Annotated in this window: 14 protein-coding genes and 1 pseudogene; 13 read left to right on the top strand and 2 right to left on the bottom strand. The window is 60.4% G+C overall.

What is annotated here, in order from left to right; all coding sequences use genetic code 11:
- Positions 1–386 precede the first annotated feature (386 nt).
- The 6 genes and pseudogenes from IB246_RS02060 to IB246_RS02035 all read left to right on the top strand — a co-directional run.
- Positions 387–557: pseudogene (locus IB246_RS02060) on the top strand (UDP-N-acetylglucosamine 2-epimerase (non-hydrolyzing)); the annotation flags it as partial.
- Positions 558–637: 80 nt separating this feature from the next.
- A complete protein-coding gene (gene nrfB, locus IB246_RS02055; RefSeq protein ID WP_008037135.1) occupies positions 638–2,812 on the top strand; it encodes a cyclic di-3',5'-guanylate-activated glycosyltransferase NrfB in 2,175 nt (724 codons plus the stop codon).
- Complete coding sequence (locus IB246_RS02050; RefSeq protein ID WP_008037142.1) at positions 2,809–5,973, top strand: NfrA family protein; 3,165 nt, start codon at positions 2,809–2,811, stop codon at positions 5,971–5,973. Before nrfB ends, IB246_RS02050 begins: the two co-directional genes overlap by 4 nt.
- Complete coding sequence (locus IB246_RS02045; RefSeq protein WP_008037143.1) at positions 5,973–6,827, top strand: DUF4434 family protein; 855 nt, start codon at positions 5,973–5,975, stop codon at positions 6,825–6,827. Before IB246_RS02050 ends, IB246_RS02045 begins: the two co-directional genes overlap by 1 nt.
- 7 nt (positions 6,828–6,834) lie before the next feature.
- Complete coding sequence (locus IB246_RS02040; protein ID WP_008037145.1) at positions 6,835–7,911, top strand: sensor domain-containing diguanylate cyclase; 1,077 nt, start codon at positions 6,835–6,837, stop codon at positions 7,909–7,911.
- Between the two features lie 75 nt (positions 7,912–7,986).
- The gene (locus IB246_RS02035; protein WP_008037147.1) at positions 7,987–9,087 is read left to right on the top strand and encodes a DNA alkylation repair protein; all 1,101 of its coding nucleotides are present in this window, start codon (positions 7,987–7,989) and stop codon (positions 9,085–9,087) included.
- A gap of 94 nt (positions 9,088–9,181) precedes the next feature.
- Here IB246_RS02035 and IB246_RS02030 read toward each other — a convergent pair whose 3' ends face one another.
- Positions 9,182–10,078: a LysR family transcriptional regulator gene (locus tag IB246_RS02030; protein WP_008037153.1), complete on the bottom strand. Its 897-nt coding sequence runs from the start codon at positions 10,076–10,078 to the stop codon at positions 9,182–9,184.
- Between the two features lie 121 nt (positions 10,079–10,199).
- Here IB246_RS02030 and IB246_RS02025 point away from each other — a divergent pair, with 121 nt between their 5' ends.
- The 3 genes from IB246_RS02025 (at position 10,200) to lldD (ending at position 15,841) form a co-directional block, all read left to right on the top strand.
- Positions 10,200–11,846: a GMC family oxidoreductase gene (locus tag IB246_RS02025; RefSeq protein WP_008037156.1), complete on the top strand. Its 1,647-nt coding sequence runs from the start codon at positions 10,200–10,202 to the stop codon at positions 11,844–11,846.
- Positions 11,847–12,136: 290 nt separating this feature from the next.
- The gene (locus IB246_RS02020; RefSeq protein ID WP_008037160.1) at positions 12,137–13,759 is read left to right on the top strand and encodes an MFS transporter; all 1,623 of its coding nucleotides are present in this window, start codon (positions 12,137–12,139) and stop codon (positions 13,757–13,759) included.
- Positions 13,760–14,686: 927 nt separating this feature from the next.
- Positions 14,687–15,841, top strand: coding sequence for an FMN-dependent L-lactate dehydrogenase LldD (gene lldD / locus IB246_RS02015; RefSeq protein WP_008028170.1), 1,155 nt, complete (start codon positions 14,687–14,689; stop codon positions 15,839–15,841).
- A gap of 36 nt (positions 15,842–15,877) precedes the next feature.
- Here the strand turns inward: lldD and IB246_RS02010 are convergent, their stop codons facing one another.
- Positions 15,878–16,246, bottom strand: coding sequence for a DUF427 domain-containing protein (locus IB246_RS02010; protein ID WP_008028168.1), 369 nt, complete (start codon positions 16,244–16,246; stop codon positions 15,878–15,880).
- 348 nt (positions 16,247–16,594) lie between these two features.
- On the opposite strand from IB246_RS02010, the gene IB246_RS02005 reads away from it, so the two are divergent.
- The 4 genes from IB246_RS02005 to IB246_RS01990 all read left to right on the top strand — a co-directional run bounded on the left by IB246_RS02005 (position 16,595) and on the right by IB246_RS01990 (position 20,638).
- On the top strand, positions 16,595–18,544 hold the full coding sequence (locus IB246_RS02005; protein ID WP_032832845.1) for a DNA topoisomerase III: 1,950 nt from the start codon (positions 16,595–16,597) through the stop codon (positions 18,542–18,544).
- A 78-nt stretch (positions 18,545–18,622) separates the two neighbouring features.
- A complete protein-coding gene (locus IB246_RS02000) occupies positions 18,623–19,252 on the top strand; it encodes a glutathione S-transferase family protein (RefSeq protein WP_008043976.1) in 630 nt (209 codons plus the stop codon).
- Between the two features lie 31 nt (positions 19,253–19,283).
- A complete protein-coding gene (locus tag IB246_RS01995) occupies positions 19,284–19,787 on the top strand; it encodes a GNAT family N-acetyltransferase (RefSeq protein WP_008043974.1) in 504 nt (167 codons plus the stop codon).
- Positions 19,788–20,308: 521 nt separating this feature from the next.
- Entirely contained in the window at positions 20,309–20,638 is a 330-nt protein-coding gene (locus IB246_RS01990) for a hypothetical protein (RefSeq protein ID WP_008028159.1), read from the top strand.
- Positions 20,639–20,723 lie beyond the last annotated feature (85 nt).

The following is a 20,723-nucleotide window of genomic DNA, read 5'->3' as shown; positions in this document are numbered from 1 at the left end:
GTCCATTCTGACAGGAGGCGATGCCTGCGCACGGGCATCCTCGTTGGCGCTTTGCGACAAGACCATGCTCAATAACGGTGTGGAGAACGCATCACGTATACTCGATACCCGAAAATTGCCTTCAATCCGAATCAGCCAGGCTGATCGAATAAGTACGGGCCCCAAACCGGCTGGCTGCGACCTTTTTTGCACTGAATTGAACGTTTAAGGAAAGTGCCATCTAATAGCCATAATCGGCTGAGCATTTGCTGCAATTTATTGACATCAATCAAGCCTCAAACCGAATTGGACAAGCTCCAATCCGACTGCTTTTATTTACATCTCAGTAAGCGGCAAAGCATTGCTGGCCTTGAGCCAGAGCCTTGCCACATTCCCAGGAGGGGTCAATGTCTTTCAACATCATGATGGTTTTCGGTACGCGTCCGGAGGCCATCAAGATGGCGCCACTCGCCAGAGTGTTGCGTCAATTGTCCGGGGGCAGACTGAGCCTCTGCTCCACCGGCCAACTGGATGACGAGGTCCACTTCGAACGCATGAGCCGCGTTCACACCCCCTTCGGCGACGGCCACGCCAGCGAACGCATCGGCACTCGATTGTTCGAGCGTCTGAGCGTGCGCTCGGCGGCGGTCAAAGCACGATGACTTTCGGTTTTGTCGATTTTTTTGCCTACGTCCTGTTCGGTCTCAAATACCTCGCGATCACCCTGGCGTTTTTGATGTTCCTCCTCGGGCTCGATGACCTGTTCATCGACCTCGTGTACTGGGGCCGCAAGTTGGTCCGGCGCTGGCGGATCTACGAAAAATTCAAGCGCGCGGATGAAGAGCGCCTGTACGCCATCGCCGAAAAACCCCTGGCAATCATGGTTCCGGCGTGGAACGAAGTCGGAGTGGTCGGTGAAATGGCGCGCCTTGCGGCGTCGACCATCGATTACGAGAACTATCAGATTTTCGTCGGTACGTACCCCAACGATGCCGAGACGCAGGCCGACGTCGATGCGGTCTGCCAGCACTACCCCAACGTGCACAAAGTGGTCTGCGCCCGCCCCGGCCCCACCAGTAAGGCCGACTGCCTGAACAACATCATCGACGCGATCCTGCGCTTTGAAAGCGAGGCGAAAATCCAGTTTTCCGGGTTCATTCTGCACGATGCCGAAGACGTGATTTCGCCGATGGAATTGCGCCTCTTCAACTACCTGCTGCCGGCCAAGGACCTGATCCAGATTCCGGTCTACCCCTATGCGCCGGAGTGGCGAGGCTTCACCGCCGGGCATTACGTCGACGAGTTCGCCGAGAACCATGGCAAGGATGTAATCGTCCGCGAAGCCATGACTGGCCAGGTGCCCAGCGCCGGGGTCGGCACCTGCTTCAGCCGTAAAGCCATCAGCGCCCTGCTCGAAGACGGTGACGGCATCGCCTTCGACGTGCAGAGCCTGACCGAAGACTACGACATCGGTTTCCGCCTCAAGCAAAAGGGTATGAAGTGCATCTTTGCCCGCTACTCGGTGACCGACCCGAAACTGGCGCTCGAACAGCCCTGGGCGTTCGGCATGGACCGCGTGTTTTCCCAGGTCATCTGCGTTCGCGAGCATTTCCCCCGGGACTTTCAGCATGCCATCCGCCAGAAATCGCGCTGGATCGTCGGCATCGTCTTTCAAGGCACCAAGAACCTCGGCTGGAGCCCCACGGGCGTGCTCAACTATTTCCTCTGGCGCGACCGTCGCGGCATGATCGCTTACCTGCTGAGTTTCCTGGTGAACCTGTTGTGCCTCGTGCTGCTGGCGATGTGGCTGATGACAGTGATTGCACCGACCGCCTGGCGCTATCCGTCGATCCTGTCCAACAGCCCGGTGCTCGCTACGCTCTTGTGGCTCAACGGTTTGATGCTGATCAATCGGCTGTTCCAGCGTGGCTGGTTCGTCACCCGTTACTACGGGCTCGTCGAAGGCCTGTTGTCGGCACCGCGCATGATATGGAGCAACTTCATCAACTTCTTCGCCAACGTGCGGGCGCTGCGCCAGGTCATGGAAATGGGGGATTCGCGCCGTGTGGCGTGGGACAAGACCACCCACGAATTCCCGGCCCTGACCAAAGCCCAGCGCACGCCGCTGGGTCATCGCCTGGTGGAAAAAGGCCTGCTCACCGAAGAGCAACTGGAAGCGGCGATCACCAACCCGATACGCCGGCGTCTGGGCCACGAACTGCTGCTGCGTGAACACATCGACAGCACGCAACTGGTAGAAACCCTCGCCGAGCAACTGGATCTCGAATGGGCGCCACTGAACCCGTTCAAACTCGACAAACGCCTGATCGACGCCGTGCCGCGCAAGATCGCCTCCCACTACGGCGTGCTGCCGGTGGCCGAGGAAGGCAACACCCTGGTGCTGGCCTCCGAAGGGCCGGTGAGCCAGGTCTCCCTCGGTGCCATCAGCCGTCAATTGAAACGCCCGGTGCGCTGCCGTCTCGCGCCTCAGGGCCGGGTCACGCTGGGTATCCGCTACTGGTACGCCAGCCCCCGCCAGAATAAGGAAGTGCACCACATGCTCGAAGTGCTTGAGCGTCATCAGGACGATGAAGCCTTGCTCGAACGCGTCAGCCATCACCAAGTGCTGCTGGGCAATCTGCTGCAAGTGCGCGGCATGGTCCCGCCGAGCCTGTTCAATCAGGCTTTGATCGACTTCGATGCCGAGCACATGTCCTTGGGTGAACACCTCATCTCGCGCGGCATGATCACGCAGGAAGTGCTCGAACAGGCCCTGGCCGACCAGGCCAGTGAACAGCAAGCGGCCTTCCGCATTGTCCGGGAGGTTGCATGAAGCCTGATCGCCATGCCCTCCTCATTGGCAGTCTGTTGCTGAGCCTGGCCACCAGCTCATGGGTACAGGCTGAACCGCTGACCGAGTTCGAACAATTTCGCAGTTTCCCCTACATGGATCGCAGCTACCGCGAAGCGAAAAAGGGCAACTGGGCCGAGGTCGAACGGCTGATGCGCCACCTGCTGGTCAAGGTGCCGACAAACGATGAAGCCCGCGCCCTGCTGGTGGAAGCGCTGGCCAAGCAACGACGGTACAAGGATGCCGTGCAGGCGCTGCCGGACAACCCGGACAACAACGACGCCCTGCTCAACCTGCGCCTGACCTGGATCGAACAGGATCCTCCGGGCAGCGAGCAAGTAGAACAATGGATTGCCAACAGCAACCTCAGCCAGCGGGTACGCCTGTGGCAGGCCTATAGCTTGAGCCTCGCGAAGTTTGGTGGCGCCGGCAGGGCTCACGACTGGCTGGCACAACTGACGCCCAAGGGTGACGACAACATCCTGCAACTGGCCCGCTCCAATTGGTCCGAGCAATTGCGCGACTGGAACGGCACCATCGAGCAACTGGCGCCACTGGCCGCCAGCGATCAACTGGACGCCGAAGGCTGGCAGCGACTGGCCAATGCCTATGTGCAGCGGCTCGACGAACAGCCTTTGCAGCAATTGCTGCAGCAAGCCCCGTCACCCGAAGCCGCGCGCAAGGCACGCCTCGCGATGATCGATCGGGCGATCGCCATGGGCCAAGTGCAACTGGCTCAACGCTGGATTCAATCATTGCCCGCCAGCGAACTGGCGGATCCGGCGCAACGCCAGCGCCTGTGGGAACTGGCTCGACAAAGCGGCGATGTACCGACCGTGCAACGCTTGAGTGGCGAATTGCAGCGCCCGTGCCTGGAGACGGCCGAATGGTTGTCCGGTCGCGATCCGCAAGCCGCACGCACGCAGCTGCGTGGCTGCCAGCCGAACGATGACCCGCAAAAATGGTTGATTCTGGCCCAGCGCCTGCAAGACACCGAGCTGCTGCAAGGCACGCGCCTGCCCGAACCCTGGGACAGTCGCCGCCAGGCACGGCTGCTGGACATCTGGCAGGACCAGGGCGAGAGCGACAAAGTCATGGCCTGGCTCGCCGGCCAGCCACAGACGGCTGACGTGGTCAAACGCCGGGCCGAACTGGTGCAAGCCCTGGGTCGCAATACAGAAGCCGCGACGCTCTGGGAGCGACACTACCAGCAGACCGGCAACCTCGGTTCGCTCAATCAGGCAACGTATCTGGCGCTGAATGCTGGCCAGCGCGAACACGCGCAACAGTGGCTCGAAAACGCCTATGACCGTCATGGCGGCAAGTTGCCCGTTGCCCTGCTGCAGCGGCTGGCGGGGCTCTATGCCTCGTCGACGCCGACCCCGGCGCAGCAGAAACGCATGGTGTCGCTGCTCAATCGCGTCGATCCCGCCACACGCGGCCAACTGCTGGCGCAACTGGCCGAGAAAGGTCAGTGCGACGCGGTGCAACAAGCCATTGGCGACCACCCGCAGGTCGCAGGCGACTATCGAGCCCTGGGCCGTTGCGCCATGCCGAATCGGCCGGGTGAAGCCGTCGTCTACTACCAGACCGCGGAAAAACTCGGCGACCGTGGCAGTCGTCTGCCACTGGCGTATGCGCTGGAAGCGTCCGGTGATTCGGCGGGTGCCCTGGCCATCTGGCGCAGCCTGCCGGAGGCTGAGTTGAGCGATAACGCCAAGCTGACGGCCAGCCGCAGCGCCCTCACCGCAGGCGACACGCAGCTCGCAGAACGTTACTGGCAACACAGTCGCGCCCGGGGGGCCAATGAATGGGCACTGGGCGCAGCGATCGCCGACGCGCGCGGCGATCATCACGAAGCATTGCAACGTCAGCGCTCAGCCTTGCAGCAGGCGCCGGATGCCGGGCATTTCTACGCAGCGTCGGTTACCGCGCAAAAGGCCGGCGAACTGGAACAAAGCACCGCGTGGCTCGCCGAAGCCGTGCGTCGCGAGCCGGACAACCCGCGTTATCGCGCCGATTACGGCATGCGTCTGGCGGGGGCCGACACCCGGGAACAGCGCGCCCACGCCATCCCTTATCTGCAAAGCGCCACCCGTGATTTTCCGGAAGACTATCGCCTCGGCGAAACCCTGGCGCTGCGTTATGACGAAGTGAAGGACAGCGCGGCGGCGCGCAAGGAATTGCGCCGGGTCATTGACCTGGAACAGCACCCGGTAGCCGCCGACGATGAGGACGGCAGCATGGAAGCCAGGCGTTATCGCCAGCGCCGTGCTCACGAAACCCTGTCCCGTCGCGACAGCCGCACGCTGGCCAGCACCTGGTCACCGGCCGGCGTCTCGACCAACGACAGCTTCCGCCCCAACGGCACCTTGCGCGACAGCTCACGACGCGCCACCTCACAGAACGTACAAGTGGCGATCTGGGACCATGCGCTCGGCGAAGAGCCGAGTCGCGCCGGCAGCACGTTGTCGGTTTATGGCCGCGTACTGCTTGGCGGTCAGGGTCGATCGAGTTACGGCGAATCCCTCGGCACCGGCGTGGGTCTGCGCTACAAGCCCTGGGGCACGGCGAACATCAACTTCTACGGCGAGCTCTACAAACAGAGTTCGTTCGATGACAACGACAATCAGCGCCTGAGCCTGGGTCAATTGCTGATTCCTGAAAAACTCGCCGACCAGTTCAACGATCACCGCCAGGACGGTCACACCAGCACCGATTACCTGTTGCGCGCCACGGCTTCGTTTCTTGATCAGGGACGGTTCCGCAACGACTGGCGCATTGATGAAAACGATTGGGAGGAACGTTTCCTCTACCTCGACGCCGCGTGGTGGACCAAGGCCGGTGATCACCAATGGCTGTCGCGCTTCCAGCAAGGTCACACCTGGAAACTGCCGTTCAACGGTGCGCAAACCGTCATGCCGTACGGCTTTCTCGAGTTCGCCAGCCAGGACCCGAACAATGACTGGCGCCAGGACCTGCGCACCGGTATCGGCTTGCGCTGGCAATGGTGGTTCGACGACGACATCTACAATGCTTACCGCGCGCACCTGACGGTTCGCACCGAGTATCAGCAATCCCTGAGCGGCAACCTGTATGAAGGCGGCAACGGTGTGTTGCTGGGTGTGGAGTTGAATTTCTGATGACGCGTTTTCTCCTGGTTCTTTGCCTGTTAATGAGCAGCACAATGGCCCGCGCCGATGAGCGGATTTTTTACCAACCCCTGAACGTCGACGCCAGTCTGAGCCAGGCGCAATGGCAACGGATCTGGCAGGACACCGCCCAACACGGCGTGCAGACCGTCATCGTGCAATGGACGGCGTACGGTGATTCAAACTTCGGTGGCGTCGATGGCTGGCTCGCCAACAGTTTGAAACTGGCCCACGAGCAAGGCCTGAAACTGGTACTGGGCCTGAACATGGACCCGGCCTATTACCAGCGTATCGATGAGCTGGACAGCGCCGGGCTCGCGGCTTATTGGCAGGTGCAACTCGGGCAATCGCTCGCCCAGCAACAGCGGCTGCGCCAGGACTGGAAGTTGCCGGTCAGCGGTTGGTACCTGCCGATGGAGCTCGATGACTTTCACTTCCTGGCGGTCGAGCGACGGCAAACCCTACAGCGCCAACTCAAGGATTTCGCCGGCAAACTGGACGCACCGCTGCACGTCAGCGCCTTCACGGCCGGCAAACTTGCGCCACAGGTCAATGGCCAGTGGCTCGATGGGCTGACGAGCGTGGGCGTTCAAGTGTGGTGGCAGGACGGCGCGGGCACCGGGCGTTTACCACCACTGGTGCACAACGGCTACGCCAGCGCGCTGCCCTGCCCGGTCGGCATCGTGCGCGAAGCGTTCCGGCAGGTCAGCGCCGAAGGCCAACCGTTCCGCGCAGAGCCGGCCGCCCCGGACGCTTCCTCGGCAGGTTGCCATCCGACGGCGGTGTTTTCCCTGCGTTATCGACCGTGGGGCAAGGTGATTCTCGACAACCAGCGCAAGCAATAGGTCGGCGATGTACAAAACCATTGAAGATGAAGTCCTGAAAAAAGCCGCGCCGGCGGCACTCAAGGCTGAATTCATCCAGCATGAATTCGAGCGGCTGCATAAATTCTGCCTGCTGATTTATGTCGCCAGCATCGTTATCTGGGTGCTCTTCGATCTGATTGTCAGCTTCATCGGTGACCAGGGTTTTACCTGGCTGTCGATGCTGTTTCTCGGGGTATTCACGATCCTGGCGATTGTGCTGCTGTTCACCCGCAAGGCTCGGCATTTCCACGTATTGAACCTGATGTTCGTCTTCGCCATGACCTTGGGCATTCGCCTGGTGATCGAAGGCTTGCCCGCCGATTTTCAGCCCGCCTGGCTGGTACTGGCCGCTGCGAGCACGCTGTACAGCGCGTCGGTTTTGCCGCTGAGTCGCTGGTCCTTCTACGGTGCGCAAATCATCACCTGGCTGCTGCTCAATCCGTTCTACGACACCCACTTTCACGTGCTTGAGCTGCGGGGAATGATGACGGTCTGCTACGCCGGTTTTCTTTGTGCGATGACCGTCTACAGCTTCCTGAAATTGCGCGAGGCCAAACTCTACAATTTCATCATGTCCCGGTTGCTGCTGGATCAGGCCTACATCGACACGCTGACCGAGATCCCCAACCGTCGCTCGTTCATGGCACGCGCCGACAAACAGTTGCAAGCCGCGCCACGGGAATCCGACCATTACCTGGCAATGATCGATATCGACAACTTCAAGAAGGTCAACGACGTGTTCGGCCACGACATTGGCGACGAGGTGCTCAAGCGCGTTGCCGCGGACATCAAAGCGGTGATGGCCAACTTTGAATACGCGCGACTGGGTGGTGAAGAGTTTGCGATTTACCTCGCCGGTGTGCGCCGTGAAGACGTCGCCGCCCTGGCCGGCGATCTGTGCCGGGTGGTCCGCGAACGAACCACCCTGCACCCGGTGACCATCAGCATTGGCCTTGCGCGGGTCGCGGAGAGCGACACGCTGAATCAGGCGCTGGTGAAAGCGGATGAGGCGTTGTATGAGTCAAAACATTCGGGGAAGGATCGGTATACGTTTCATCAGTGATGAGCGTATTCGCGAGCAAGCTCGCCTGGATAACGCGGTGTACCTGGATAAATAACGATTTCAAAGGAATCGACAATGGCCGTTGACCAACCCGCCCCCGCCCTGAAGGAAATCTTCAACGCCGAGCGCCTCAAACACATCGCCACCGAGATGACCGCGGTCTACCCCGACTTCAACGCCAAAGCCTTCCTAAAACTGGCCAACGACGGGCTGGCCGAGCTGTCGATCATGCAGCGCATGGCCCGTGTCAGCGAATCACTGCACGCCGTACTGCCGCTGGGTTTTGATGAGTCGCTGGAGGTATTGCGCGCCCTCGCCCCGCGCCTGAACAGCGGCTTCGTCAGCATCTCGCTGCCGCATTACGTCGCGACTTACGGCGCCCATGCTTTCGAACCGTCCATGGCTGCGCTCAAATACTTCACCACATTCGGCTCTGCTGAATTCGCGATCCGCTATTTCCTGCGCAGTGACCTCAAGCGCGCGTTGGCCGTGATGCACGATTGGTCGCTGGATGAAAACGAACATGTCCGGCGCCTGGCCAGCGAAGGCTGTCGCCCGCGCCTGCCATGGTCGTTTCGCCTGGAACAGATCCAGGCCGACCCGAGCCTCGCTGCCGCGATCCTCGACAACCTCAAGGCGGACGCCAGCCTTTATGTGCGCAAGTCGGTGGCCAACCACCTCAACGACATCACCAAGGACCATCCCGAGTGGGTGCTGGACCTGATCGAAGGCTGGTCGCTGGAGAACAGGCACACCGCATGGATCGCCAGACATGCACTACGCAGCCTGATCAAACAGGGCAACCAGCGGGCGCTGGCGATCATCGGCGCGGGCGGCAAGCCCGAGGTCGAAATCATTGATGTGAACGTTGAACCGGCCGTGATTGGCCTGGGGGAGAAAATCACCTTGTCCTTCAGCGTTAAATCCACGGTCGAGGACAGTCAGCGCCTGGTGATCGACTACGCCATTGATTACGTCAAAGCCAATGGCAGCACCTCGGCGAAGGTGTTCAAGCTCAAGGCATTGACGCTGCCGGGCCATGCGACCGCCCTCCTCAGCCGTAGTCAGCACATCAAGGAACTCACCACGCGCAAGCACTACGCCGGCCGACACGCGGTGCACGTCCTGGTGAACGGCAAACGCCTCGCCAGCACTGCCTTCGAAATCCTCCCCTAAACACGCGATCCACTGTAGGAGCGAGGCTTGCCCGCGAAGAGGCCCTTGAGTCTGGTATCAATTTCAAAACCGCCTTCGCGGGCAAGCCTCGCTCCTACAAGGTGTCGGGGCCTCGCAGTAGATCCTGTTCTCGCTCACACAACTCCACCACGTAATCCCACAACACCCGCAACCGCACGGACTTGTGCAGCTCGCGACGGGTACTGATCCAGTAGCTGCGCTGGATGCTTTCGTCCGGCAACAGCGGCACCAGCTGCGGATCGGCGCTGGCCATGTAGCACGGCAGCACCGCAATCCCCAACCCCGAGCGCGCCGCCTGTTGCTGGGCGATCACGCTGGTGCTGTGGAACACCACCTGCGGATTGCGGCAGAAGCTGTTGAGGAACATCAACTCCTGACTGAACAGCAAGTCGTCGACATAGCCGATCCAAGCGTGGCGCCCGAGGTCTTCGCGGCTTCGCAACGGTGGCGCCCTGTCGAGGTAAGCCTGGCTGGCATACAGCGCCAGGCGATAGTCAGTGAGTTTGCGCGTGACCAGCATGTCGGCAGCCGGGCGTTCGAGGTGGATGCTGATTTCCGCTTCGCGGTTGAGGATGCTGACAAATCGCGGCACCGCCACCAGCTCCACTTCCAGCCCCGGATAGCGCTCGAACAAACCGTTCATGCGACTGGCGAGGAACATGATGCCCAGGCCCTCGGTCACCCCCACGCGAATCTTGCCCAGCGGCGCCGTCGATTGGGTGATCTCTTCCTGGGCCAGCAAGGCGACGTTTTCCATCGCTTCAGCGTGCTTGAGCAGCGCTTCACCCGCCGGCGTCAATTCATAACCCTGGGCGTGCTGGACGAACAGCGCCGTGCCGAGGCTTTTTTCGATGGCCTCGATGTGCCGGGCCACGGTGGCATGGGTGGTGTTCAAACGGCGGGCAGCGGTGAGCAAACGCCCGCTGCGCTGCAATTCGAGAAAAAAACGCAGGTCATTCCAATCGAACATGAACCGTCCTTAGGGATACGCTGTTTAAAAACGCACAGCGGCTGCGCAAAAACTAACATTCTTTTGACGAAAGCTAACAACTAGGATGATCGACAACAAGAACAACAATACGAGGTCAGGGATGCAGACTTCCCTTGATGAATACGATTACATCGTGGTCGGGGCCGGGCCGGCGGGATGTTTGCTGGCCAATCGATTGTCGGCCAACCCGCAACACCGGGTGCTGCTGCTCGAAGCCGGCGGCCGCGATAACTACGCATGGATTCACATCCCCGTGGGTTACCTGTTCTGCATCGGCAACCCGCGCACCGACTGGTGCTTCAAGACCGAAGCGCAAGCAGGCCTGCAAGGTCGCGCCCTGAGTTACCCGCGCGGCAAGGTGCTCGGCGGTTGCTCCTCAATCAACGGCATGATCTACATGCGCGGCCAGGCCGGCGACTACGACGGTTGGGCGGCCGATGGCAATCCCGGCTGGCGTTGGGACGATGTGCTGCCGCTGTTCAAGAAAAGCGAAAATCATTTTGCCGGCGACTCGCAATTTCACGGTGCCGCCGGGGAATGGCGGATCGAGCGTCAGCGACTGTCCTGGCCGATTCTCGATGCGTTCCGCAGCGCGGCCGAACAAAGCGGCATCGCCAGCATCGATGACTTCAATCAGGGCGACAACGAAGGCTGCGGCTACTTTCAGGTCAACCAGAAGGCCGGGATTCGCTGGAACGCGGCCAAGGCATTTCTCAAACCGGTCCGCCATCGTCCCAATCTCACCGTGCTGACCGACGTTGAAGTCGACCGTGTGCTCCTGGAAAACGGCCGCGCAGCAGCGGTAAGTACACGCTGGCAGGGTCAGGCGAAAACCTTCAAGGCGCGCAAGGAAATCGTCCTTTGCGCGGGTGCCGTCGGTTCGCCGAGCATCCTGCAACGCTCCGGCATCGGCCCTCGCCCGCTCCTGGAAAAACTGGGTATCGGTGTGGCCCATGAGCTGCCCGGTGTGGGCGGCAACCTGCAGGATCACCTGCAACTGCGGCTGATCTACAAACTGCAAAACGCGCGCACCCTGAACCAGATCGCCGGCAGTGTGTGGGGCAAGATCGGCATGGGGCTGCGTTATCTGTATGACCGCAGTGGCCCGCTGTCCATGGCGCCGAGTCAGCTCGGTGCGTTTGCCCGCTCGGGGCCGGAGCAGACTTCGGCGAATCTCGAATACCACGTGCAGCCACTGTCGCTGGAGCGTTTCGGCGAGCCGCTGCATGCCTTCCCGGCCTTCACGGCGTCGGTCTGCGATCTGCGTCCGCAAAGCCGTGGGCGAATCGATATTCGCTCGGTCAACCCGCAGGACGCGCCGCTGATTCAACCCAATTACCTGAGCCATCCGGAAGATTTGCGCGTCGCTGCCGATGCGATCCGCCTGACCCGACGCATCGTTTCCGCGCCAGCCCTGCAAGCGTTCAAACCGGTGGAATACCTGCCCGGCGACAGTTTGCAAAGCGAAGAACAACTGCACGAAGCCGCCGCGCGAATCGGTACGACGATTTTCCATCCGGTCGGTACGTGCCGCATGGGCAACGACGGGGACGCTGTGGTCGATGCCGAATTGAAAGTCCACGGCATTCCCGGCCTGCGTATCGCCGACGCCTCGATCATGCCGCGCATCACCTCGGGCAACACCTGTTCGCCGACGCTGATGATTGCCGAAAAGGCCGCACAACTCATCCTCAACCCCGCCACAAGGAGCCTGACAGCGCCAATGGAACTGGCGACCAATGCCTGACCTCCAAACACGAACATTGTAGGAGCCGGCTTGCTGGCGAAGGCTGTGTGTCAGGCGCCATCAGTATTGACTGACACATCGTTTTCGCCGGCAAGCCGGCTCCTACAGGGTTGTAGGTGGGGCACAAGAAATATGAACGACAAAGATCAACTGTAGGAGCTGGCTTGCCAGCGATAGCGGCGGATCAATCAACATCGATGTCACCCGATGCACGGACAGTAGCGGCACCCGCCCACAAAGCATGTGCCGACAGTGGAACAACAAAAACAATCACTGTGAGGGATACCGATATGTCAGAACACGTTCAATCTCTGGAAATCACGCGCAGCGCCGATGCCAGCCGTGACACCCGCAAAGTCATCTTCGCTTCGTCACTGGGAACAGTGTTCGAGTGGTACGACTTTTTCCTCTACGGCGCCCTCGCGGCGGTGATCAGCAAACAGTTTTTCGCCGGGGTCAACGACACCACCGCGTTCATTTTTGCACTGATGGCATTCGCCGCCGGCTTTATCGTGCGGCCCTTCGGTGCGCTGGTGTTCGGGCGGCTGGGGGACATGATCGGGCGCAAATACACCTTCCTCGCCACCATCGTCCTCATGGGCGTCGCGACGTTTTGCGTCGGGTTGCTGCCGACTTACGCGAGCATCGGCATCGCCGCGCCGATCATCCTCGTGGTGCTGCGCATGCTTCAGGGCCTGGCCCTGGGCGGTGAGTACGGCGGCGCTGCGACCTATGTCGCCGAACACGCGCCCATCGGCAAACGCGGTTTCCACACCAGTTGGATTCAGTCCACCGCGACCCTCGGCCTGCTGCTGTCGTTGCTCGTGGTGCTGGGTTGCCGCTACTTCACCGGTGACCAGTTTGAAGTCTGGGGCTGGCGGATTCCGTTTCTGTTTTCCATCGTGCTGCTGGGCATCTCGACCTGGATTCGCCTGAGCCTGCACGAATCGCCTGCGTTCGTGAAAATGAAAGAGGAAGGCAAACTCTGCAAATCGCCACTGCGCGATTCCTTCGGCAAATGGGAAAACCTCAAGGTCGTGCTAATCGCGCTGTTCAGCATCAACGCCGGGCAAGCGGTGACGTTTTACGCGGCGCAGTTCTACGTGCTGTTCTTCCTCACCCAGTTCCTGAAAATGGACCCGGCCCTGGCCAACAGCCTGCTGATCGTCAGCGTGATCATCGGCGCGCCGTTCTTCATTTTCTTCGGTTGGCTGTCGGACAAGGTCGGGCGCAAACCGGTGCTGATGATCGGCCTGTTGCTGGCCACCGCGCTGTACTTCCCGATCTTCAAGACCCTGGCTCATTACGCCAACCCGGCGATCGACCAGGCCAGCCGTCAGGCACCGATTACCGTACTGGCCGACCCGGCGACGTGCACCTTCCAGTTTGATCCGGTGGGCAAGGCGAAATTTGACAGCCCGTGCGACAAGGTCAAAACCTTCCTGGTGAAACAGGGCCTGCCCTACAGCAGCGAAGCGGCCCCGGCCGGCAGCGGCGTGCAGGTCAGCGTCGGCGACGTGAGGCTTGAAGGCTTTGACGAAGCGGCCCTGCGGGGAGCGGTGACCCTGGCCGGGTATCCGTCAAAAGCCGACGTCCAGTTGATCAACAAACCGATGATCGTGGCGCTGATCGTCGCGCTGATCATCATCTCGGCCATGTGCTACGGGCCGCTGGCGGCGTTGATGGTCGAGCTGTTTCCGACGCGCATTCGCTATACCTCGATGTCCCTGCCGTATCACATTGGCAACGGGTGGTTTGGTGGGTTCTTGCCGACGGTGTCGTTTGCGTTGGTGGTGTACACCGGGGACATCTTTTATGGGCTTTGGTACCCGGTGGTGATTACTGCGGTGAGCCTGGTGGTGGGGATGATCTGTTTGCGTGAGACCAAGAACGTGGATCTGGATACTAACTGAGGGTTGGTGTTTGGGTGGTTGGGGGCATGTCCGTTATTTCGGTGATGGCTGCTGGCGGTTTCGCCCTTACGGCGAGTCACTTGGAAGAGCCCCAAGTAACCAAGGGCTCTTGCCCCTTTCGTTCGGTGGCTCGCTAATGCTCGCCATGCCCTCGCTCCGGTCCTGCTCCGTGGGCCCGCCGCCATCGGCCATCCATGGCCGGGGGCGGCTAACCCGGCATCCATGCCGGGTTGCCCACTGCGCAGAACCTCCACTCGGCCTCTCGAGGGGGCGCTCAGATCAAAAGCGGAAGGCGAGCTAACGCTCGGCCTGATGAGTGGTGAAGATCAAAAGCTTATGGGATTCCCTGTAGGAGCGAGGCTTGCCCGCGAAAAACGACCGGACAACACGTTCATTCAGACAGCCCGCGTTATCGTTGACGTCCATCGCCAGCAGGCTGGCTCCTACAAGGGAATGTGCAAACATCCAAAATTAGCGGTGCCACCACAATGCGGGAGCGCGCACACGACTGAAGAGCCAGGTCGGCTTTCAGGCCGCCTCGGCGGCTGTGGCGGTCGTCGCCCCCTCGAGAGGCCGAGCGCAGGTTCTGCGTAGTGGGCAACCCGGCATGGATGCCGGGTTAGCCGCGCACGGCCAAGGATGGCCGATCGCGGCGGGCCCACGGAGCAGGACCGGAGCGAGGGCATGCCGAGCATTAGCGAGGCACCGAACGAAAGGGGCAAAAGCGCTTGGTTACTTGGCGCTTCTCCAAGTGACTCGCCGTAAGGGCGAAACCAATAGCCGCCGTTACCCCAATAACGGATATATCCCCCCCAAAAAACCCAAACACCCAACACCGCGAAAAACAGAATTACCGCAAACACGAGCCGTTTTCGCTACTCTGGCTCAAAGCACCCATCGCCCCGCCACTCACCCGACCGAGGCACCATGATCATTTCATCCGCATCCGACTATCGCGAGGCAGCCCGCCGCAAACTCCCCCGGTTTTTGTTCGATTACATCGATGGAGGCGCTTATGCGGAGCACACACTGAGGGCCAACAGCGCCGACCTGACAGGCATCAGCCTGCGTCAGCGCATTCTGAAAAACGTCGAAACCCTGAGCCTGCAAACCACCCTCTTCGACCAGCCCCTCGCAATGCCGATCATCCTGGCACCGGTAGGCCTGACAGGCATGTTCGCCCGTCGAGGCGAAGTACAAGCCGTGAAAGCGGCGCAAAACAAAGGCATTCCCCTATGCCTGTCGACAGTTTCGGTGTGTTCGATCGAGGAAGTCGTGGCGCAAAGCCAACAATCCATCTGGTTCCAGCTGTACGTGCTGAAAGACCGGGGCTTCATGAAAAACGCCCTGGAACGGGCCAAGGCTGCCGGGGTGAAGAACCTGGTGTTTACCGTCGACATGCCCACGCCCGGCGCCCGATACCGGGATGCGCACTCGGGCATGTCCGGGCCGTTTGCGTCATCGCGGCGAATACTTCAGGCGATGACCCGACCCGACTGGGCCTTCAACGTCGGCGTCATGGGACGCCCGCACGATCTGGGCAACATCTCGAAGTACCTTGGCAAAGCCGTCACGCTCGAAGACTACATGGGCTGGCTGGCGAACAACTTCGACCCGTCGATCAGCTGGAGCGATCTGGAGTGGATTCGTGACTTCTGGAAAGGCCCGATGATCATCAAGGGCATTCTCGATCCTCAGGACGCGCGAGACGCCGTCAGCTTTGGCGCGGACGGCATTGTGGTGTCGAACCACGGCGGACGACAGCTGGACGGCGTGCTTTCCACCGCCAAGGCATTGCCGCCCATCGTACAAGCGGTGGGGAATGATCTGACGGTGCTGGTCGACTCGGGGATCCGCTCGGGGCTCGATGTCGTGCGGATGCTGGCGCTGGGCGCGAAAGGTGTATTGCTGGGGCGATCGATGGCCTATGCCCTGGCCGCCGACGGTCAACGCGGGGTGGAAAACATGCTGGATATTTTCGCCAAAGAGATGCGCGTGGCCATGACGTTGACCGGAGTGACCTCGATTGCTCAGATCGATGAGTCGACGCTGGTGCAGGCGGTTCGTGAACTGAACGCTTGATCGTAAAAACGCCCTGTCGATGCAGGGCGTTTTCAATCACTCGACGTCTTTGAGAATCTCGAACTTCACCTGATCGGGATAGAACGCAATGTAGCCCCGAATCTGTTCTACCGACACTTTGGGATCTTCATAGCTCCACGCCGCATTCGCGCCCTCATGCCCCGGGACCTGCAGGCTGAAATAGCTCGCATCACCCTTGTAGGGGCAGTAACTCGTGTGGTCGGTGCGGGCAAAATACTTCTCGTCGATATCCTCCCGGGGCACGTAGTACACCGGAGGGTAATTGGCCTCCAGCAGCACCAGCGCGCGCGCCGACGCAGCCACCTGAATGCCGTGAAACTTCACCAACAGACAGCCGGGCTGCTCGGCGATGGTAATGACAGGGCTAGGACCGGAGCTTTTCATGAAATGCGTTCCTCGGGACGGTGAAAAACCTGTGGGAGCGTGCGATGCGGCAATCCGACTTGCCCGCAATGGGTCGCACAGTGCCCCAAAACTTGAGAACACAGCTTTGTCAGGTATAACCCAGATTTCATCAGCGCGACGGCTTCACAGCCGAACGGGGCGCTGGAGCTATCCGTCGGTGGACCGGCACAAGCGCAGAGGCGGATAACGTCAAATGTAGAAGCGAGATGCCGTTCGTTGCAATGACTCGAAACGCACGAGCTGTACATCCATACAGATAAAGATTGCTCCATCGCTCATCAGCGGCCATTCTGTGCACCTCCCGGCAGTTGATGAACGATGGTGGTTATGCGGTTGTACCTCTGTGAAAAACCTTCCCAGGCCAAAGACATTGCGACCGTGCTCGGCGCCCGGCGTCGCGGTGACGGCTGCTGGTTGGGAACGGACGTCACGGTGACCTGGTGCATCGGCCATCTGCTGGAAACCGCGCCACCGGATGCCTACGACGCACGCTACAAGCGCTGGGTGCTGGCGGATCTGCCGATCATTCCGGACAAATGGAAAATGACCGTCAAACCGCGCACCGCCAGTCAGTACAAGGCGGTCAAACGCTTGCTCGGCGAGGCCGATGAGTTGGTGATCGCCACCGACGCCGACCGTGAGGGCGAAATGATCGCCCGGGAACTGGTGGAGCATTGCCGTTATCGCGGGCCAATCCAGCGGTTGTGGCTGTCGGCGCTGGACGATGCGTCAATCCGCAAGGCATTGGCTGCGCTGAAGCCGGGGGCGGAGACCTTCAGCCTTTATCATTCGGCATTGGGCCGTTCACGGGCCGACTGGCTGATCGGCATGAACATGAGCCGGTTGTTCACGCTGCTGGGGCGCCAGTCCGGTTATCAGGGCGTATTGCCGGTCGGTCGGGTGCAAACGCCGACCCTGCGCCTGGTGGTGGACCGCGACCGCAGCATCGCCGATTTCGTCCCCGTGGCTTACTGGGCCATCGACGTGCAGCTGCTGCACGATGGCACCGCGTTCACCGCACAGTGGCGTGCGCCGTCCGACGTTTGCGACGATCAGGATCGCTGCCTCAATCAGGCACTCGCACAACAAGCTGCGTCGGCGATTGGCAACGCGGCGAGCGCCCGGGTGATCAAACTGCGTACCGAGCGCATGCGCGAAGTGGCGCCGTTGCCGTTCGATCTGGGCACCTTGCAGGAAGTCTGTTCGAAGAAACTCGGGCTTGGCGCTCAGGAAACCCTCGACATCGCCCAGGCACTCTACGAAACCCATAAAGTCATCACCTACCCTCGCAGCGACTGCGGTTACCTGCCGGTGAGTCAACACAGTGAAGCGCCCGGTATTCTCGCCGCCCTGCGGCAAGCAGATCCGACGCTGAACGCCTTGCAGGACTACCTTGAACCGCAACGGCGCTCACGGGCCTGGAATGACGCCAAGGTCAGCGCTCACCACGGCATCATCCCCACGGCTGCGGCAAAGAACCTGGATCGACTGGTGGGCAAGCAGCGAGCGGTCTACACGCTGATCCGCGCGCGTTATCTGGCGCAGTTTCTGCCCAACCATGAATACGACCGGACCCAGGCCGACTTCGACTGTGCCGGTGAAGCCTTGCGCGCGGTCGGCAAGCAGATCGTCGAACCCGGCTGGAAACGCGCCCTGCCCGAGGCCCTTGCTCCGGCCAAGGGCCGCGAAGTACCGGCGCCGCAAACACTGCCGACATTGAGCGAAGGCCGTGATTGCGCGGTAGCCGAAGTGAAGCTCAAGGACCTTTGGACGCAGCCGCCCAAACCGTTTACCGAAGGTGATTTGATCAAGGCGATGAAGAACGTCGCCAAGCTGGTCGAGGATCCACTGCTGAAACAGAAACTCAAGGACACCACCGGGATCGGCACCGAGGCCACCCGCGCCTCGATCATTCAGGGCCTGCTCGACCGTGGTTATCTGGTCAAGAACGGCAAGGCCCTGGGCGCCACCCCGGCGGCGTTCAGCCTGATCGACGCCGTGCCGCGCGCGATTGCCGACCCTGGCACCACAGCGATCTGGGAGCAGGCGCTGGACATGGTGCAGAACGGCGAAATGAGCCTGGAAGAATTCGTCACCAAACAAGCGGCGTGGATGAGCAAGCAGGTTGCCCGCTGTTCCGGCCTGAGCCTGACCATCAGCGGGCCCGCAAGCCCTGCCGGGCGAGGTGCCACACCCTGGAAAAACAAACGCAAGCCGGCCAAACGCAAGCCATCGACCGGCGTCAAACGTGCAGCAAAAACGCCGGGTAAAGCTTGATGGCACTTCGACTGGCCAGCGATGGTCTAGTGTTCTTCAAGCCCGGCTACAGCCCTGTTTCCTGAAAAGGCATCGACCATGATTATCGTGCACCACCTGAACAACTCCCGCTCCCAGCGCATTCTGTGGCTACTGGAAGAACTGGCCATCCCTTACGAACTGAAGCTCTATCAGCGCGATCCGAAAACCAACCTCGCCCCGCCGGAACTGAAAGCGATCAACGCCCTGGGCAAATCGCCGGTCATCGAAGACGGCACACAGAAACTGATTGAGTCCGCCGCAATCATCGACTACCTGATTCGTCGCCATGGCGAGGGGCGCCTGCAACCCGATCCGTCCACCCCGGCCTACGATGAATACGTGCAGTGGCTGCATTTCGCCGAAGGCTCGGCCATGTTGCCGCTGATGTTGAACCTGTATGTCGGACGTCTCGGTGAAGCCGGCGCACCGCTGCATCCACGGATCAACTCGGAAGTGGCCAACTACCTCGGTTATCTGAACACGGCACTGAGCCAGTCCGATTACCTGCTGGGCAAGGAATTCAGTGCAGCCGATATCCAGATGAGTTTTATAGGTGAAATCGCCCGCGCCCAACGCAAGCTCGGCGACTACCCTCATGTAGCGGCCTGGATCGAGCGCTTCCAGGCACGCCCGGCCTATCAAGCCGCACTGAAGAAAGGCGGAAAATACGACTTCGCGCCTCACTGATTGATTCCGCTCTGAACAGGAGCCAGCCCGCATGCCCTCGATAGAACTGCACGCCGCTCAGCGCGACGAACTGGAAACGCTCGAAAACCTGATGCAGTTCTATATGTACGACCTCAGTGAGTGGCTGCCGCTCAAACTCGGCGGGCATGGCTTCTTCCGCATCCAGCCGCAACAGGACTACTGGCGCAACCCCGCAACCCGCCCGTTCCTGATCAAGGTCGACGGGGAGCTGGCCGGTTTTGTGACCGTGGATGACAACACCCATCTGCCTGGCGCCCAGTACAACATCGGCTACCTTTTTGTCAGCCGACGCTTTCGTGGCCAAGGAGTCGCGACGTTTGTCGTTTCTACCCTCTTGAGCCAGCTGCCCGGGCAATGGCAGATTTTCCACATCGACGCCAACCCGCCTGCACGGCAGTACTGGGCCCGAGTGATACCGGGCCTCACGGGTGACGCGTTCTCCCGGCATCAGCAGCCAGCGGACGGTTATCCCTGCACCTTTTACCGCTTCCAAAGCGCGCCGCCCTCGTCCTGAGGGGCGCTTTCACCCTGCTGCTTTCTAATTCCAAACAGCTTTGTCCGACAATATGTAGTGACTGAAAATAATCACTACAAAACCGTTGACGCCTCCGATTTGCCCTTGCATGATGCAGACATCTCCCCGATCGGGAGTACAGCAACATGTTTGAGCAAGCTCGTCTGACCGCCGAGCTGTTTTTCCCGGATACACGCTGCCCACAAGGCAGATTGAAGAAGCTGACCTGGCCCGAACGTCCAGTACAAGGACGAGAAGCGCTGGCGATCAATCCTCATGAAGCTTGTGGCCGACCCTGAAAACGTCGGCGGTGGCCTGAAGGTATTCGCTGCTTCTCTTCGTTGTGACGCTATTGCGTAGCAGTTATTCAACACGACTACATGCAACAGACGCGGAACCCCGTCACTCTCGACGGCCGAACGCTGACGTCCTGGTTTCGGTGCCAGGGATCAACTAACCGATGGGCTACTTGTATTAGCGAATCAACTTTGAAAGATCACCAAATGGTCAAGGGGCATATTATGAATCTGAACAATCAACCTACTATCGATGAACTGGCTCGTATGTTCGCTGCGCAAAAAGACAGCCACGACAGCCACATTCTGTGGATCAGCAAATCGGGCCAGGTTCATATCGATTGCCTGTCGCCGCATGCCCATGAAGCCGAGTTCGACCAGAACAACCAGAACCTGTTGGCCCGACTGAAAATGTACCGTCGCGGCCAGGGTTATGTCGGCAAGAAAGCTGCAGCCGACAAAGACTTCATCGGCAATGTCCTGCAAACGCTGAAGCAGGCCTGGGACTCGATGCAGAACCAGAATGAAGTTCGGGTGATTGATCGGTTCTACTGATAAACCCAATGATGTAGGAGCCGGCTTGCCGGCGATGGACTCAACGACACCGTGGTGAAACAGTCAGTACGCGTTATCGTTAACG

The organism is Pseudomonas sp. PDM01 (assembly GCF_014852325.1).
Lineage (GTDB): Bacteria > Pseudomonadota > Gammaproteobacteria > Pseudomonadales > Pseudomonadaceae > Aquipseudomonas > Aquipseudomonas migulae.
The sequence above is the reverse complement of the archived record's forward strand: the minus strand, read 5'-3'. Positions and strand labels throughout refer to the sequence as shown.